This window comes from Streptomyces sp. NBC_00457, assembly GCF_036014015.1.
Taxonomy (GTDB): domain Bacteria; phylum Actinomycetota; class Actinomycetes; order Streptomycetales; family Streptomycetaceae; genus Streptomyces.
In genome coordinates this window covers 8,642,049-8,657,587 of the sequence record NZ_CP107905.1, presented here as the reverse complement: position 1 = coordinate 8,657,587, position 15,539 = coordinate 8,642,049, and the positions used below count along the sequence as shown (strand labels likewise).

At 70.0% G+C, this 15,539-nt stretch carries 16 protein-coding genes; 6 read left to right on the top strand and 10 right to left on the bottom strand.

Going from position 1 to position 15,539, the window contains the following annotated elements; translation table 11 throughout:
* Positions 1–22: 22 nt before the first annotated feature.
* From OG828_RS39560 to argC, 5 genes are read right to left on the bottom strand one after another with little or no spacing between them, the layout of a single operon-like run.
* Positions 23–562: an arginine repressor gene (locus OG828_RS39560; RefSeq protein WP_328367919.1), complete on the bottom strand. Its 540-nt coding sequence runs from the start codon at positions 560–562 to the stop codon at positions 23–25.
* Between the two features lie 7 nt (positions 563–569).
* The gene (locus OG828_RS39555; RefSeq protein WP_328503877.1) at positions 570–1,772 is read right to left on the bottom strand and encodes an acetylornithine transaminase; all 1,203 of its coding nucleotides are present in this window, start codon (positions 1,770–1,772) and stop codon (positions 570–572) included.
* A complete protein-coding gene (gene argB / locus OG828_RS39550) occupies positions 1,769–2,677 on the bottom strand; it encodes an acetylglutamate kinase (protein WP_210574959.1) in 909 nt (302 codons plus the stop codon). Before argB ends, OG828_RS39555 begins: the two co-directional genes overlap by 4 nt.
* Positions 2,674–3,825 carry a bifunctional glutamate N-acetyltransferase/amino-acid acetyltransferase ArgJ gene (gene argJ, locus OG828_RS39545; protein WP_328503876.1) on the bottom strand — a complete coding sequence of 384 codons (1,152 nt, stop codon included), beginning with the start codon at positions 3,823–3,825 and terminating at the stop codon, positions 2,674–2,676. Before argJ ends, argB begins: the two co-directional genes overlap by 4 nt.
* Positions 3,822–4,850 carry an N-acetyl-gamma-glutamyl-phosphate reductase gene (argC, locus tag OG828_RS39540; RefSeq protein WP_328503875.1) on the bottom strand — a complete coding sequence of 343 codons (1,029 nt, stop codon included), beginning with the start codon at positions 4,848–4,850 and terminating at the stop codon, positions 3,822–3,824. Before argC ends, argJ begins: the two co-directional genes overlap by 4 nt.
* Positions 4,851–4,997: 147 nt before the next feature.
* On the opposite strand from argC, the gene OG828_RS39535 reads away from it, so the two are divergent.
* Positions 4,998–5,507, top strand: a complete 510-nt coding sequence (locus OG828_RS39535; protein ID WP_328503874.1) for an SRPBCC family protein — start codon at positions 4,998–5,000, stop codon at positions 5,505–5,507.
* A gap of 89 nt (positions 5,508–5,596) precedes the next feature.
* On the opposite strand, the gene OG828_RS39530 is transcribed toward OG828_RS39535, so the two are convergent.
* Positions 5,597–8,074: an alpha-L-arabinofuranosidase C-terminal domain-containing protein gene (locus tag OG828_RS39530; RefSeq protein WP_328503873.1), complete on the bottom strand. Its 2,478-nt coding sequence runs from the start codon at positions 8,072–8,074 to the stop codon at positions 5,597–5,599.
* A gap of 128 nt (positions 8,075–8,202) precedes the next feature.
* Here OG828_RS39530 and OG828_RS39525 point away from each other — a divergent pair, with 128 nt between their 5' ends.
* Positions 8,203–8,646: a DUF6314 family protein gene (locus tag OG828_RS39525; protein ID WP_328367897.1), complete on the top strand. Its 444-nt coding sequence runs from the start codon at positions 8,203–8,205 to the stop codon at positions 8,644–8,646.
* Here the strand turns inward: OG828_RS39525 and OG828_RS39520 are convergent.
* The gene (locus OG828_RS39520) at positions 8,628–9,221 is read right to left on the bottom strand and encodes a histidine phosphatase family protein (protein ID WP_328367894.1); all 594 of its coding nucleotides are present in this window, start codon (positions 9,219–9,221) and stop codon (positions 8,628–8,630) included. The genes OG828_RS39525 and OG828_RS39520 overlap by 19 nt on opposite strands.
* A gap of 132 nt (positions 9,222–9,353) precedes the next feature.
* Entirely contained in the window at positions 9,354–10,799 is a 1,446-nt protein-coding gene (locus OG828_RS39515) for an aminotransferase-like domain-containing protein (protein ID WP_328503872.1), read from the bottom strand.
* Here OG828_RS39515 and OG828_RS39510 point away from each other — a divergent pair.
* Positions 10,798–11,862: a DMT family transporter gene (locus OG828_RS39510; RefSeq protein ID WP_328503871.1), complete on the top strand. Its 1,065-nt coding sequence runs from the start codon at positions 10,798–10,800 to the stop codon at positions 11,860–11,862. The two genes, OG828_RS39515 and OG828_RS39510, sit on opposite strands and share 2 nt — an antisense overlap.
* 95 nt (positions 11,863–11,957) lie before the next feature.
* Positions 11,958–12,152 (top strand): DUF1918 domain-containing protein, encoded by a 195-nt coding sequence (locus OG828_RS39505; protein WP_210574947.1) that lies wholly within the window; start codon positions 11,958–11,960, stop codon positions 12,150–12,152.
* A 79-nt stretch (positions 12,153–12,231) separates the two neighbouring features.
* Here OG828_RS39505 and OG828_RS39500 read toward each other — a convergent pair whose 3' ends face one another.
* Positions 12,232–13,455 (bottom strand): glycoside hydrolase family 10 protein, encoded by a 1,224-nt coding sequence (locus OG828_RS39500; protein ID WP_328372535.1) that lies wholly within the window; start codon positions 13,453–13,455, stop codon positions 12,232–12,234.
* 168 nt (positions 13,456–13,623) lie between these two features.
* Here OG828_RS39500 and OG828_RS39495 point away from each other — a divergent pair, with 168 nt between their 5' ends.
* Together OG828_RS39495 and OG828_RS39490 are read left to right on the top strand one after the other, a co-directional pair.
* Complete coding sequence (locus OG828_RS39495; protein ID WP_328367884.1) at positions 13,624–14,484, top strand: 3-hydroxybutyryl-CoA dehydrogenase; 861 nt, start codon at positions 13,624–13,626, stop codon at positions 14,482–14,484.
* A gap of 192 nt (positions 14,485–14,676) precedes the next feature.
* Positions 14,677–14,934, top strand: coding sequence for a hypothetical protein (locus OG828_RS39490; RefSeq protein WP_328367881.1), 258 nt, complete (start codon positions 14,677–14,679; stop codon positions 14,932–14,934).
* A gap of 14 nt (positions 14,935–14,948) precedes the next feature.
* On the opposite strand, the gene OG828_RS39485 is transcribed toward OG828_RS39490, so the two are convergent.
* Positions 14,949–15,494 carry an NUDIX hydrolase gene (locus OG828_RS39485; protein ID WP_328367878.1) on the bottom strand — a complete coding sequence of 182 codons (546 nt, stop codon included), beginning with the start codon at positions 15,492–15,494 and terminating at the stop codon, positions 14,949–14,951.
* Positions 15,495–15,539 lie beyond the last annotated feature (45 nt).

Genomic DNA, 15,539 nt, shown 5'->3' with positions numbered 1-15,539 from the left:
CCCGCACCCGACACACAACCCTTCAGTGCCCGTTCTGAGCCAACCGCAGCAAATGATCCGCCAGCGCCTGCCCACCCGTAGGATCCCGGCTGATCAACAGCAACGTGTCGTCACCAGCGATCGTCCCCAGAATGTCGTGCAGCTCAGCCTGGTCGATCGCCGAGGCGAGAAACTGCGCCGCACCCGGCGGCGTACGAAGCACCACGAGGTTCGCCGAAGCCTCCGCGGAGATCAGCAGCTCCGCGGAGAGCCGCCGCATCCGCTCCTCCTTCGCCGACCCCCCCAGCGGAGCACGCGGCGTACGGAAACCCCCCTCACTCGGCACCGCATAGATCAGATCGCCGTCGGTGTTGCGGATCTTCACCGCGTTCAGCTCGTCCAGGTCCCGGGAGAGCGTCGCCTGCGTGACGGTCAGCCCGTCGTCGGCGAGCAGCTTCGCCAACTGGCTCTGCGACCGCACGGGTTGCCGGTTGAGGATGTCCACGATCCGGCGGTGACGCGCGGTGCGGGTCTGCGGCACGGCAGGCCCGCTCGGCTGCTCCTGATCCTGCGCCTGGCTCATCGTCGTCTCATTCTCCGGAATGTCCGTCCCCTTCGGTCACCGCGTCCAGGACACCGGGCAGCGCCCGGAGGAAGGCGTCCACCGCGTCGTCGCCCAGGTTGAGGGGCGGCATCAGTCGTACGACATCGGGGGCGGGCGCGTTCACCAGGAAACCGGCGTCCTGGGCCGCGTGCTGCACCTGTGGCGCAAGCGGCTCGGTGAGCACGATACCCAGCAGGAGCCCCGCACCCCGGACGTGGGAGATCAACGAGTGGTTCAGTGACTCGATTCCGTGGCGCAAGCTCTCGCTCTGCCGCTTGACGTTCTCCAGCAACCCGTCGTTCGCGATGGTGTCGAGGACGGCGAGTCCGGCCGCGCAGGCGACGGGGTTGCCGCCGAAGGTCGTGCCGTGGTGTCCGGGCTGGAGGAGTTCGGCCGCCCGTCCGAAGGCCACGGTCGCGCCCAACGGCAGCCCGCCGCCGAGGCCCTTGGCGAGCGTGACGACGTCCGGCAGCACGCCGTCGTGCGCCATGTACTCGAACCAGTGCCCGGTGCGCCCGATCCCGGTCTGCACTTCGTCCAGCACCAGCAGGCTGCCCGTGGCGGCGGTGATCGCGCGGGCCGCCTTCAGATAGCCCGTCGGCGGGACCACGACCCCGTTCTCGCCCTGGATCGGCTCGATGATGACGAGGGCCGTCTCCTCGGTGACCGCGGCGGCCAGCGCCTGCGCGTCGCCGTACGGCACGTGCGTGACATCGCCGGGCAGCGGCAGGAAGGGGGTCTGCTTGCCGGGCTGTCCGGTGAGGGCGAGGGCGCCCATGGTGCGGCCGTGGAAGCCGCCGTCGGTGGCGACCATGTGCGACCGCCCGGTCAGCCGCCCGATCTTGAACGCCCCTTCGACCGCCTCGGCCCCGGAGTTGCAGAAGAAGACCCTGCCGTCCCGCCCGAAGAGCTGCAGCAGCCGTTCGGCAAGCGCGACCGGCGGCTCGGCGACGAACAGGTTCGACACATGCCCCAGCGAGGCGATCTGCCGGCTCACCGCCTCGACGATCGCCGGGTGGGCGTGGCCGAGCGCGTTGACCGCGATACCGCCGACGAAGTCGACGTACTCCTTGCCGTCGGCGTCCCAGAGCTTCGCGCCCTCCCCGCGCACGAGCGGCAGTCGCGGAGTGCCGTAGTTGTTCATGAGCGCGCCCTGCCACCGCGTGGTCAGGTCCTGATTGGCGGTCATACGGCGTCCCCCTCTTGCTCGTCCGGCACGACCATCGTGCCGATGCCCTCGTCGGTGAAGATCTCCAGCAGGATGGAGTGCTGGACGCGGCCGTCGATGACCCGGGCGGTGGTCACCCCGTTGCGCACGGCGTGCAGACAGCCCTCCATCTTCGGCACCATTCCGGACGACAACTCCGGCAGCAGCTTCTCCAGTTGGGAAGCGGTGAGGCGGCTGATCACCTCGTCGCTGTTCGGCCAGTCCTCGTAGAGGCCCTCGACGTCCGTGAGGACCATGAGGGTTTCGGCGTCCAGCGCAGCAGCGAGTGCCGCAGCCGCCGTATCAGCATTGACGTTGTAGACATGTCCGTCGTCCTGGGAGCGGGCGATCGAGGAGACGACCGGGATACGGCCGTCGGCGAGCAGTGCCTCGATCGCGCCCGTGTCGATCTCGGTGATCTCGCCCACCCGCCCGATGTCGACCAACTCACCGTCGATCTCGGGCTGGTGCTTGATGGCGGTGATGGTGTGCGCGTCCTCGCCGGTCAGACCGATGGCGAGCGGCCCGTGCTGGTTGAGCAGCCCGACGAGCTCGCGCTGCACCTGTCCGGCGAGGACCATGCGTACGACGTCCATGGCGTCCTCGGTGGTGACCCTGAGGCCCGCCTTGAACTCGCTGACGATGCCGTGCTTGTCGAGGGCGGCGCTGATCTGCGGGCCGCCGCCGTGCACGACGACCGGCTTGAGGCCGGCGTGGTGCAGGAACACGACGTCCTGGGCGAAGGCGGCCTTCAGTTCCTCGTCGACCATGGCGTTGCCGCCGAACTTGATGACGACGGTCTTGCCGTTGTGCCGGACCAGCCAGGGCAGCGCCTCGATGAGGATCTGGGCCTTGGGCAGGGCGGTGTGCTTACGAGTAGAGCTCATGACGAATACGCGCTGTTCTCGTGGACGTAGTCCGCGGTGAGGTCGTTGGTCCAGATGGTGGCCGTCTCCGAGCCCGCGGCCAGGTCGGCGACGATGTGCACCTCGCGGTAGCGCATGTCGACCTTGTCGCGATCCTCGCCGACGCCGCCGTTCTTGCACACCCAGACGCCGTTGATGGCCACGTTCAGCCGGTCGGGCTCGAAGGCCGCCGACGTCGTACCGATGGCGGACAACACCCGCCCCCAGTTGGGGTCTTCGCCGTGGATCGCGCACTTGAGCAGGTTGTTGCGGGCGATGGAGCGGCCCACCTCGACGGCGTCGTCCTCGGTCGCGGCGTTGATCACCTCGACCTTGATGTCCTTGCTGGCGCCCTCGGCGTCCCGGATGAGCTGCTGGCCGAGGTCGTCGCAGACGGTCCGTACGGCCTCGGCGAACTCCTCGTACGCGGGGGTGGCCCCCGAGGCGCCGGACGCGAGCAGCAGCACGGTGTCGTTGGTGGACATGCAGCCGTCGGAGTCGACGCGGTCGAAGGTGACCTTCGTGGCCGCCAGCAGGGCCTGGTCCAGTTCGCCGCTCTCGACGTCGGCGTCCGTGGTGAGGACGACGAGCATGGTGGCGAGGCCGGGGGCGAGCATGCCCGCGCCCTTGGCCATGCCGCCGACGGTCCAGCCGTCCTTGGTCACGACGGACGTCTTGTGGACGGAGTCGGTGGTCTTGATCGCGATGGCGGCCTTCTCACCGCCGTGCTCGCTCAGCGCCTCCGCGGCGGTCTCGACGCCGGGAAGCAGCTTGTCCATGGGGAGCAGGATTCCGATGAGTCCGGTGGACGCGACCGCGACCTCGGCGGCGTTCAGCCCCAGCGTGCCGGCGACCTTCTCGGCGGTCGCGTGCGTGTCCTGGAAGCCCTTCGGCCCCGTACAGGCGTTGGCGCCACCGGAGTTGAGGACGACGGCGGAGACCTGCCCGCCCTTCAGGACCTGCTCGGACCACAGCACCGGCGCGGCCTTGACGCGGTTGGAGGTGAAGACGCCCGCGGCGGCGAGGCGGGGCCCGTTGTTGACCACGAGGGCCAGGTCCGGGTTGCCGTTCTCCTTGATCCCGGCGGCGATGCCCGCCGCCGTGAATCCCTTTGCTGCCGTGACACTCACGGTGCGACTCCGATCGTGGAAAGCCCGGTGGTCTCGTCGAGCCCGAGGGCGAGGTTCATGCTCTGGACGGCACCGCCCGCGGTGCCCTTGGTCAGGTTGTCGATCGCGCTGATCGCGATGATGCGGCCCACGGCCTCGTCGAATGCGACCTGCACCTGAACGGCGTTGGAACCGTGGACGGACGCCGTGGCGGGCCACTGTCCCTCGGGCAGCAGATGAACGAACGGCTCGTCGGCGAAGGCCTTCTCATAGGCGGCGCGCAGGGAGTCGCCGGTGACGCCGGGCTTCGCCTGCGCACTGCAGGTGGCGAGGATCCCGCGCGGCATGGGGGCGAGCGTCGGCGTGAACGAGACGGCGACCGGTTCACCGGCGGCGGCGCTGAGGTTCTGGATCATCTCGGGGGTGTGCCGGTGGCCGCCGCCCACGCCGTACGGCGACATGGACCCCATGACCTCGCTGCCCAGCAGATGCGGCTTGGGCGTCTTGCCGGCGCCTGAGGTGCCGGACGCGGCGACGATCACGGTCTCGGCCTGGGCGAGGCCTGCCGTGTACGCCGGGAAGAGGGCCAGCGAGACGGCGGTCGGGTAGCAACCGGGCACCGCGATGCGCTTGGACCCCTCCAGCGCAGCGCGGGCGCCCGGCAGTTCAGGGAGGCCGTACGGCCAGGTCCCGGCGTGCGCGGAACCGTAGAACTTCTCCCAGTCCCCCGGGTCCCGCAGCCGGAAGTCGGCCCCCATGTCGACCACCAGCACATCGGGGCCGAGTTGCCCGGCGACGGCCGCGGACTGTCCGTGCGGCAACGCGAGAAAGACGACATCGTGCCCGGCGAGGACGTCCGCCGTGGTCTCCTGGAGCACCCGGTCGGCCAGCGGCAGCAGGTGCGGCTGGAGCGCGCCGAGCCGCTGACCGGCGTTGGAGTTCCCGGTCAGGGCGCCGATCTCGACCTCGGGGTGCACCAGCAGCAGACGCAGCAGCTCACCGCCCGCGTACCCACTCGCTCCGGCCACTGCCGCACGTACCGCCATGACATCCTCCTCCTGGAGGGCATGACTATACGTTTCGCTGCACGTTTATGCAATCCCGTGCCCAGGCTGGGCCGCCACGCCCACGGCGGGATACGTTCATGCTGTCAGGCACAGGAGGCCCACGGCAGGCCGACAGGAGGACACGGCATGACTCCCGAGCCCACCGGTCGGCTCGTCCGCACCTCAGCGGGGTTCGACCTGATCCTCACCCGCAGCTACCGCGCCCCCGTCGACGACGTCTGGGCGAGCGTCACCGAGTCGGAGCGCACCGCCCGCTGGTTCGGGCCGTGGCGCGGCGAGGCGGCTCCCGGGCGCACCGTCGAGGTGCAGATGGTGTTCGAGGAGGAGGCGCCCTGGAGCCCGCTCCTGATCGAGGCTTGCGAGCCGCCTCACCGGCTCGCGGTGTCGGCGGAGGACGAGGCAGGTTCCTGGTCGCTGGAGCTGCTGCTCGCCGAGGCGGAGGGGGAGGCGGAGACCACCGGTACCACCGAGCTCCGGCTGGTCCACCACGTCACCTCCACGGAACACCTCGGCTCGACCGGCCCCGGCTGGGAGTACTACCTCGACATGCTCACCGCCGCACGCACAGGCGGCCCCCGCCCCGACTTCGCCGACTACTACCCCGCGCAGAAGGCGTACTTCGAGTCCCTGAGCTGAGCCGCGGGAGTCAGAGGACGACCATCCTGCACCCCAACCGGTGCGGGCGGCTCAGGCGCGCTTCGGTGTCGCCTGAGCCGCCGTGGGTGTTACCGCTGCTTGATCCGCAGGAAGGTGATCGAGTTCGCCGGGAAGGTGTACGTGAACTTCTTGGCGACTCCCTGGAAGGTGGACGTCGCCGGGGTCACCGGCGTGTCCGTCTCGGTGTTCACCTCGTCGGGGCCGGCGGCCAGGGTGGTCACGCGGGCCTTGGACGCGACCTTGGAGGTGCCGAGGTCGATCGCCGTACGAGCCTCGGCGGACTGCGCGTTGACGACCTTGACGATCAGGTCACCGGTCTTCGCGTCCTTGGTGACGACCTGGCGGAACGGCTCGGCCGGCTTGTCGTCGGCGAAGCTGCCCCACTCCTGGCCGTCCAGATAGAGGGTCACCTGACGGCCCCGCACCTTGATGTCGATGTCATAGGCACGGCCCGTCTCGATCGACCCGGCCTTGGACATCAGCGTCGACTTGCCGCCGTCCACGGCCTGTTCGATCGCGGACTGGGTGTTGTTCCAGCCGCCCAGGTTCCACCAGTAGTAGTTGCCGGTGTCCTTGACCCCGAAGGCGACGAGGAAGCCCTCCTTGCCGGACTTCTTGGTGGCCTTCACGTGCAGGTCGTAGTTCTTCCAGGCGGGATCGCCAGCCGTGACCAGCGTGTTCTCGGCGGCGGCATCCGTCTGGACGTACTGCCCGTCCTGGATGCTCCAGCTGCCGGCACCGCCCGGCGTCCACTTCGACGCGTCACCGGAGAAGTCGTCGCCGAACAGCGTGGAGCCGTCCTCGCCGGTGACCTTGACATCGTCGTACGCCGCACTGGTCGCCCAGGTCGACAGGCCGATGGCGCCGGTGATCGGGCCGCTCACGTTCGGGGTGCCGGTCGCGGTGGACGGGACGACACGATCGCCGACGTTGGTCATGAACAGCTTCTGGACCTCGTAGTTGGCCGAGTTCCAGGAGGCGTGGTTGTTGAACCAGATCAGGTCCGGGCGCCACTGCACATAGTCCTCGTTGGCGAGCAGCGGAGCGTAGGAGGCGAGCTTGACGATGTCGGCGTTGCGCTCCAGGCCGGTCATGTACGCGGCTTCGGACAGCGCGTTCTTGAAGGCGTTGCCCTGGGAGGCGTACTCGCCGAGGAAGACCTTCGGGCCGCCGCGGTCGTAGCTGTCGTAGCGCTCGTTGTTCTGCAGGAACCACTGCGGGCTGTTGTAGTAGTGCTCGTCGACCATGTCGACCTTGCCCTCGCGGTTGAGCTGCCAGGCGGTGTCGAAGGTCGCGCCGGCGTCGTCCGGGCCGGAGTTGGAGATGATCGTGATGTCCGGGTACTTGGCCTCGATCGCGGCGCGGAACTTCTGGAAGCGGGCGAAGAACTCGTTCGGCAGGTTCTCCTCGTTGCCGACGGCGAGATGCGTGAGGCGGAAGGGCTTGGGGTGGCCCATCTCGGCACGCTTCTTGCCCCACTTGCTCGTCACAGGGCCGTTGGCGAACTCGATGAGATCCAGGGTGTCCTGGATGTGCCGCTGGAGCAGCGCCTCGTCGTCGGTGGCCCGGTTCTGGCCGCACCCGGTGACGAGGGCCGGCACGACGGGCAGCGGCATCGCGCCGATGTCCTCGGAGAAGCGGAAGTATTCGTAGTAGCCGAGGCCGTAACTCTGGTTGTAGCCCCAGAAGTTGGAGTTCGTGGCGCGCTGCTCGACCGGGCCGATGGTGTCCTTCCACTGGTACGAGCGCTTGCGCTGCCAGCCGGAGGCCTCGCTGTAGTCCTCCATGGAGCCGGTGTTGACCAGGCAGCCGCCCGGGAAGCGGACGAAGCCGGGGTCCAGGGCCTCGATCTTCTCGGCGAGGTCCTTGCGCAGGCCGTTCGGCTGGTGCTTGTAGGTGTCGCGCGGGAAGAGGGAGACCTCGTCGAGCGAGGCGGCGCCCGATGAGGCGACGGTGAGGCGGCCGCGGTTGCTGGTGCGGGTCGCGGTGAAGGTGGCCGTGTACTTCGCCCAGCCGCCCTTCGCGGCGACCTGGCGGGTGGTCGCCAGCGTGCCCGGCGCGTCCTTCAGGGTGACGCTGAGCGTGGTGCCGCTCTGGGCGCGCGCCCACACGGAGAAGTCGTACTTCTTGCCCTGCTCGACGCGGATGCCGGTGTTGTATCCGGCGTTCGTGACCGACGAACCGGCGCCCAGGGAGAGGTAGTTCCGGTTGCGCTCATTGAGGCGCCCGGCGTCGTTCACGACCTCGGCCGACCCCGCGACCGTCCAGGAGGTCAGCGGCGTGTACGAGCTGTTGTCGGCGGTGGAGTACTCGAAGGACCGGTTCTGCACCAGCTCGGCGTACAGTCCGCCGTCGGCGGCGCGGTTGATGTCCTCGAAGAAGACGCCGTACATCGTGTCGTCGATCTTCGCGCCCTGGGAGGCGGGGTCGACGGTGATCGCGTAGTCGGTGATGTCCTCGGCGTGCGCGGGGGCGGCCAGGGCGACGGCCGCCATCAGGAGGGCGGTGGCGGTGACGCCTAGTCTCCGGCGGGTGGTGCGTGACATGGATACTCCGCGGCTCTAGCTGTTCGAAATATCGGACTATGGTCAGCACTTCGAACGGCAAGATAGGGAGGGGGCACAGTCGCGTCAATGGGTCGCGCAGCAGCACATGTGACGGGAAGCGATACGGAATGGGCGAGTTCTGGCCAGTGCCGGACGTACTGGCCTATCTGGCCGGGCAGTGGCGGGTCGAGCGATCGGTGCGCGACCTCGCCGGCGACGAGCGGGGCGAGTTCCGCGGGACCACCGCGTTCCGTCCGCTCGAAGGCGGCGGACTGCTGCACCAGGAGTCCGGCACGTTCGTCTGGCAGGGCGTTCCCCGGCCCGCCGAGCGGACCCTGCGTTTCCTGCCGTCCCGGGAGCCGGGTGCGGCGGACGTACGGTTCGCGGACGGCCGCCCGTTCCACGACCTGGACCTGACCTCCGGACGGCACACGGCCGACCATCCGTGCTCGGCCGACCTCTACCGGGGCGAGTTCACCGTCACCGACGCCGACCACTGGCGGACGGTGTGGCGCGTGCGCGGCCCGGCGAAGGACCTGGTCCTCACGACCGACTACGCGCGCGTGGGCTGAGCCGAGACCCCCTCGAAGCGCAGATTCCAGCGCCCCGCCCGACCCGTGACCGTGGTCGTCGACAAGGGGCGGACGTCGATGTTCCAGTACGTCGACGGCGGCGCCTTCAGCGCGTACACCAGGGCCGCGCGGATCACCGACGGCTCGGCCACGGCGACGATCCGGCCTCCGTCGTCGACCGGCCGGGTGTCGAGCCAGCCGCCGACCCGGGTGATGAAGGCGAGCAGCGACTCACCGCCGTGCGGCGTGCCGCGCGGGTCGGCCAGCCAGGCGTCCACCGCCTCCGGCTCACGCGCCATCGCCTCCCCCAGCGTGAGCCCGCGCCAGCGGCCCATGTCGCAGTCCCGCAGCGCGAGTTGCACCAGCGGTGCATAGCCGAGGGCGTCACCGGTGGCCCGGCTGCGCGGCGTCGGCGAGCAGTAGCGCAGCTCGGCCGCCGCCAGCGGAATGAGATCCTGCGCGGCCCGCTGCACCTCGTCCCAGCCCGCCTGATCCAGCGGCCGGTCGTCCTCGAACCGCTCCGCCAGCAGCGGCGTGCTGCGCGCGGCGGCGACGAACGTGAGGCGAAGTTGCATACGGGGATCGTGAGTCGCGGAAAGGTGCAGGTCAAGAGGGTTTACTCGGGAGTTACCCAGGGTGCGCGAAGCCTTACTTCACGGTCAGGACCGAAGGGGCAATTCGCTCGAAAATACCGACTGGCTTGCCTGTCATTTTCGACCGGCCCCCTCGTCGAAGGCCGTACGCAGCCGCCGCACCCCTTCCGTGATCTCGCTCGTCCCCGCCACGGCCGCGAAGCTCAGCCGCACGTGTCCGGCCGGGGGTTCGGCGCTGAAGTAGGGGCGGCCGGGGGTGAGTGCGACGCCCGCGCGCAGGGCGGCGGCGGTGAGGAGGGCCTCGTCGGTGCCGTCGGGCAGGCGCAGCCACAGGTGGTAGCCGCCGGAGGGGATGTGCGGCAGGGCGAGTTCGGGGAGGTCGGCCCGCAACGCAGCCGTCATTGCGTCCCGGCGGGTCTTCAACTCCGCCGAGATCGACCGGAGATGGCGTGGCCAGGCGGGCGAGCCGGCGAGTTCGAGCGCGGCCTCCTGGAGGGGCCGGGGCACGAAGAAGGTGTCGACGATCTGGATGGCGCGCAGGCGTTCCAGCGCCGGGCCGCGCGCGGCGATCGCGCTCACCCGGAAGCTGGGCGAGGTGGCCTTGGTGAGCGAGCTGACGTGGACGACGACTCCGTCGGGGTCGTCGGCGACCAGCGGACGCGGCAGCGGGCCCGCGTCCTCGTGCACCAGCCGTCGTACGAAGTCGTCCTCGATCACGAACGCGCCCGCCGCCCGTGCGATGGCGACCACCTCCGCGCGGCGGTTCGCGGCGAGCACCGCCCCGGTCGGGTTCTGGAACAGCGGCTGGCACACGAAGAGCCGGGCCCCGGTCGCCCGGAACGCGTCGGCGAGCAGGGCGGGGCGCACGCCGTCCGGGTCGACCGGCACCGGGACCGGCCGCAGCCCGGCCGCACGGGCGATGGCCAGCATGCCGGGGTAGGTCGGCGACTCGACCAGGACGGGCGCGCCGGGTGGCGCCAGCGCGCGGAACGCTGTGGTCAGCGCCGCCTGGCCGCCCCCGCCGACCAGCACCTCGGCAGCGGTGACGGTGCCGCCGATCTCACGGGCGAACCACTCACGCAGCTCCGGCAGTCCGTCCAACGGCGGCCGGCCCCACGCTCCGGGCCGGCGTCCCGCACGGGCCAGCGCGGCGGTCAGCGCACGCTCGGGCTGGAGCGTGGGGTGCAGATAGCCGCCGGTGAACTCGATCACTCCGGTCGGCGGAGCGGCGAGCGAGACCACGACTCCGGACGCGTCCACCGAGCGCGGTACGACGTCGGAGGCGCCGTCCGCGCTGAGCGCGACCTCCTGCCAGGAGGTGTCCCCGGCGGGCGCGGCTGTCGTACGGGGCCGCCGGGCGCGGAAGGCACCGGCGCCGGGGCGGGTCACCACCAGTCCCTCGGCGGCCAGCTGCGCCAGGGCGCGCGAGACGGTCACCGGGCTGACCCGGTACCGCTCGACGAGGGCCCGGCTCGACGGGAGCTTTCCGCCCGGTGAGTAGCGGTCTAGTTCCCGTCGTAGCCGATTCGCCAGTTCACCGACGCTGCTACGCTCTTGCATGAGAGCACAGAGTAGCGCTATCACCCCGACCGGGATAGCGGTCAGCGGTCGGTCCGGTACCTCGATCGGCACTCTTCAGGCCGTCCTGGGAGTCATCGCCTTCTCCCTCACCTTCCCCGCGACCGCATGGGGACTGGAGGGCTTCGGGCCGTGGTCCCTGGTCGCCGTGCGCAGCGTGCTCGCGGCGCTGATCGCGGGCGGCTGTCTGCTGGCGCTGCGTGTGCCGCTGCCCGGACGAGCGCACTGGCCGGGACTCGCCGTGGTCGCCGCCGGAGTCGTCGTCGGCTTCCCGCTGCTGACGACCCTCGCCCTGCGGACCTCGACCACCGCACACGCCGCCGTCGTGGTCGGCCTGCTCCCGCTGACCACCGCACTCTGCTCCGCCCTGCGGGTCGGCACGAAGCGCTCCGCGGGACGTGCCAAAATCGGCCGTCGAGCATCTGCGGGGCCGTCGTGGCTGGTCGCGCCCACGCGGCGGAGCCGCATATGTCACAGCCCCGCGCCCCTTCGGGGCGCTGCCGACCCGCAGCCGACTTCGCCAAACCCGCTCAGCCCCTCGCGCACCTTTTGGACGGCCGCGCTCGTGGGCGCCGCTGCCGTGGTCGCCTTCACCGTGCAGCAGAGCGGCGGGGCGCTGACCACCGCCGACCTGTATCTCTTCGGGGCGCTGCTGGTGTGCGCGGCCGGATACACCGAGGGCGGCCGGCTGGCCCGCGTCATGCCGGGCTGGCAGGTCGTCGGCTGGGCGCTGGTGCTGTGTCTGCCGATCGGGGTGCCCGCCGCGGTGCTCGCCCTGTCGTACGAGCCGGTGCAGTTGACCGCGCACAGCGTGACGGGGCTGCTGTGGGTCGCGGCCGGCTCGCAGTTCCTCGGCCTCGTCGTCTGGTACCGCGGCATGGCGGCGATCGGCATCCCGAAGGCCAGCCAGTTGCAGTTGGCCCAGCCGCTGCTCACACTGGTGTGGTCGGTGCTGCTGCTGGGCGAGCACCTGACAGTGGCCGCCCCGCTCACGGCGGCGGCGGTGCTCGTATGCATCGCCGTCACACAGAGGGCGCGCGGCTGAGGAGGCCGTACGGCACCGTCCCAACCGGCGCCCCGCGCCGTAAAATCAAGGCCGAAGGACCGCTGCTCCCGCACGAGGTGAGGAGGCCCTACAAGATGCGTGCAACCGTGGGCGACCAGCTTGTCCAGCACGGCAGGGTGGTCGGACAGCACGACAAGGTCGGCGAGATCGTCGAAGTGATGGGACGCGAGGGGAACCCCCCGTATCGCGTCAGGTTCGAGGACGGGCACGAGGGCGTGTGCTCACCGGGGCCCGACACGGAGATCCGCCACAAGGAAACCCGACACTAGCGCTCCGCGTTCTGCGGTTCGTTGACTGCGGGCCGGTGGGGGCTGGTCGCGCAGTTCCCCGCGCCCCTTACGGGGCGCTCTAGCGCGGCGGCCTCACCGGCTGCCTGTAGTGGTCGGCGACCACCCGTGCCAGCGCGCCGATCCGGTCCGTCGTCGCGTCCTTCGCGGCGAAGAAGACGTGGCCGCGCGTCTCCGGAAAGTTCTTGGCGAGTGTGAGATGCCGGGACAGTTCGTCGGCGTTCTGCCAGGCGGCGGGCTGGGCCGGGTCGCCCGCCTTGTAGAGCGCCTCGCCGACGTACAGCCGTGTGCCGCTGCCGCGCACGGCCGAGGCCCACCAGGGCAGGATCTTGGCGTAGTCGGCCGCGGCGAGGCCGATGTTCCAGTAGAGCTGCGGGCAGATGTAGTCGATCCAGTTCTCGCGGACCCACCTGCGGGTGTCGGCGTACAGGTCGTCGTACGTCTGCACCCCCGCCCGGGTGTCGGAGCCGAGAGGGTCCGTGGCGGCGTTGCGCCACACCCCGAAGGGGCTGATCCCGAACTGTGTGCCTGGCCTGAGCGACTTGATCCGGGCCGCCATCTCGCCCACCAGCCGGTTGATGTTGTCCCGCCGCCAGTCGGCCCGGTTCCCGAAGCCGCCGCCGTAGAGATCGAAGGCGGCGGCGTCGTCGAAGGTCTGGCCCGCCACCGGATACGGGTAGAAGTAGTCGTCGAAGTGCACGGCGTCGACTGGGTACTTGCGCACCGCGTCGAGCATGGCCTCCTGGACGAAGGCGCGGACCTGGGGCAGCCCCGGGTTGTAGTAGAGCTTCCCGCCGTACGTCACCACCCAGTCCGGGTGCTTGCGCGCGGGGTGCGAGGCGGCGAGCCGCTGCGGGTCGGTGTGATTGGCGATACGGAACGGGTTGAACCAGGCGTGCAGTTCCAGGCCCCGGGCATGCGCCTCGGCCACGGCCGAGCCGAGCGGGTCCCAGCCCGGGTCCTTGCCCTGGGTGCCGGTGAGGTACTGCGACCAGGGCTCGTACGGCGAGGGCCACAGCGCGTCGGCCGTCGGGCGGACCTGGAAGATCACGGTGTTGAGGCGGTTGCGGACCGCGGTGTCGAGATGGGTGATCAGTTCCGCCCGCTGCTGGGCCGGGCTCAGGCCGGCCCGGGAGGGCCAGTCGCGATTGGCCACGGTCGCCAGCCACATGCCGCGCATCTCGGTCGCGGCCCGCGGATTCCGCGGTACGCCCGCCGCACTCGACGCCGGCGTGAGGGCCGCCAGCGCGGCCAGCGCGAACGCCCGACGTGACAACCGTCCCATCTGCACACCCCATACGCTGCGGACCCGCTCGGTCACGGATCGTCTCCGCGCCCCAGAATGCCCGTACCCCGGCGATCGATCATCGATACTTACGGGTAACGTGCACGATCGGAGCAGGCTCCACACAAATGGCGGCCTGTCGCAGGCGTCGATCAGTAAGGGGACGATGTGACCGACATCCAACGCGTCGGAGTCGTGGGCTGCGGACAGATGGGAGCGGGCATCGCCGAGGTGTGCGCCCGCGCCGGACTGGACGTGATGGTCGCCGAGACCACCGGCGAGTCCCTGGAGATCGGCCGCACCCGGCTGCTCAACTCCCTGTCCAAGGCGGCCGAGCGCGGCAAGATCACGGCGGAGGAGCTGGAGGCGACGCAGGCGCGGCTCGGCTTCACCACCGACCTCGGCGAGTTCGCCGACCGCGACCTGGTGATCGAGGCCGTCGTCGAGAACGAGCAGGTGAAGACCGAGATCTTCCAGGTGCTCGACCAGATCGTGACGCGCCCGGACGCGATCCTCGCCTCCAACACCTCCTCCATCCCGCTGGTGAAGCTCGCGGTCGCCACCTCGCGGCCCGACCACGTCATCGGCATCCACTTCTTCAACCCGGCCCCGGTGCAGAAGCTGGTCGAGCTGATCCCGGCGCTCACCACCTCCGAGGGCACGCTCAGCCGGGCGCAGGGGTTCGCCGAGAAGCTGCTCGGCAAGCACGCCATCCGCGCCCAGGACCGCTCCGGCTTCGTGGTCAACGCCCTGCTGATCCCGTATCTGCTCTCCGCGATCCGGATGTTCGAGTCGGGCATCGCCAGCCGCGAGGACATCGACAACGGCATGGAACTCGGCTGCGCCCACCCGATGGGCCCGCTGAAGCTGTCCGACCTGATCGGCCTGGACACGGTCGCCTCGGTGGCGTATTCGATGTACGAGGAATACAAGGAGCCGCTGTACGCCGCTCCCCCGCTGCTGCAGCGCATGGTGGACGCGGGCCGGCTGGGCCGGAAGTCGGGGTCGGGCTTCTACACCTACGGCTGATTACAGACGGTCAGATTCCGGCCAAGTACACGGGCCCGGCACCGAAGAGGTGCCGGGCCCGCGTCATTCACACACCGTGTGCGCACCGGGCTCGCATATGCCCCTCGCACACTCTCCCCACACGCCCACCAGGCGAGTTCACTTTGTCTGCGCATGCCAGGGATGGAAACGACTACGGAAAGGAGCGGACTCGTGACCGCCGATCCCGAGCATCCGGTCGTAACCGGTGAACTCGCAGAGTTACGACGTCGTCTCGACGTCGCCTACGCCCGCGTGGAGGGCGACCTGGCTCTGCTCACGCACCGTACCGAGGAGTCCGCCAAGGAACTCGACGAGCTGAACACCCGGATCTACACACTGGAACACGCGCGCTGGCCGCTGCCCGCGGTCGCCGCCCTCACCGCCGTGGGTGCTCTCGTCGTGGCGATCTGGCAGGCGGTAGGGCATTGATCAGGGACGTCGCATCAGGGCAAGGCGTCCTGCCCCAGCCTGAGGTGGTGCAGCATCAGTAACGCGGCCGCCATGTTGGCGGCCGGGACCTCCCCACGGGCGATCATGTCGGGGACGAGTTTGAGGGGGACCCACTCCCGGCGGTCCGACTCGAAGTCGTCCACGGGGTGGCCGATGTACTCGCCCTCGTCGGCCCAGTAGACGTGGTGCCGGGCGTCGGTGAGCCCGTTGGACGGCTCCACGCTCATCAAGTGGCGCAGCGGTCCCGGCCGCCATCCGGTCTCCTCCTCGAGTTCCCTGGCGGCCGCGCAGGCGATGTCCTCGCCGTCCTCGACGACGCCCGCCGCGAGTTCCCACCCCCAGCTGTCGGTGATGAAGCGGTGGCGCCACAGGAGGAGCACTTCATTGGCCTCGTTGACCACTGTGGCCACGGCGACCGGCCGCAGCCGTATGAGGAAGTGGTCCAGGTGCCGGCCGTCGGGCAGCTCCACGTCTGCCAGGTTGACGGTGAACCAGCGGTTTTCATACACAGTTTGTTCGTTCTGTTTCGTCCACTGCACGGTTCTGCCACCTTCCGTCGAGTAAGTGGCAATATCGCAGCAGGG

Excerpts from the sequence above, each read along its gene's own strand:
- OG828_RS39560 (WP_328367919.1), bottom strand. The coding sequence starts at position 562 with ATGAGCCAGGCGCAGGATCAGGAGCAGCCGAGCGGGCCTGCCGTGCCG.
- OG828_RS39555 (WP_328503877.1), bottom strand. The coding sequence starts at position 1,772 with ATGACCGCCAATCAGGACCTGACCACGCGGTGGCAGGGCGCGCTCATG.
- argB (WP_210574959.1), bottom strand. The coding sequence starts at position 2,677 with ATGAGCTCTACTCGTAAGCACACCGCCCTGCCCAAGGCCCAGATCCTC.
- argC (WP_328503875.1), bottom strand. The coding sequence starts at position 4,850 with ATGGCGGTACGTGCGGCAGTGGCCGGAGCGAGTGGGTACGCGGGCGGT.
- OG828_RS39535 (WP_328503874.1), top strand. The coding sequence starts at position 4,998 with ATGACTCCCGAGCCCACCGGTCGGCTCGTCCGCACCTCAGCGGGGTTC.
- OG828_RS39530 (WP_328503873.1), bottom strand. The coding sequence starts at position 8,074 with ATGTCACGCACCACCCGCCGGAGACTAGGCGTCACCGCCACCGCCCTC.
- OG828_RS39525 (WP_328367897.1), top strand. The coding sequence starts at position 8,203 with ATGGGCGAGTTCTGGCCAGTGCCGGACGTACTGGCCTATCTGGCCGGG.
- OG828_RS39520 (WP_328367894.1), bottom strand. The coding sequence starts at position 9,221 with ATGCAACTTCGCCTCACGTTCGTCGCCGCCGCGCGCAGCACGCCGCTG.
- OG828_RS39510 (WP_328503871.1), top strand. The coding sequence starts at position 10,798 with ATGAGAGCACAGAGTAGCGCTATCACCCCGACCGGGATAGCGGTCAGC.
- OG828_RS39515 (WP_328503872.1), bottom strand. The coding sequence starts at position 10,799 with ATGCAAGAGCGTAGCAGCGTCGGTGAACTGGCGAATCGGCTACGACGG.
- OG828_RS39505 (WP_210574947.1), top strand. The coding sequence starts at position 11,958 with ATGCGTGCAACCGTGGGCGACCAGCTTGTCCAGCACGGCAGGGTGGTC.
- OG828_RS39500 (WP_328372535.1), bottom strand. The coding sequence starts at position 13,455 with ATGGGACGGTTGTCACGTCGGGCGTTCGCGCTGGCCGCGCTGGCGGCC.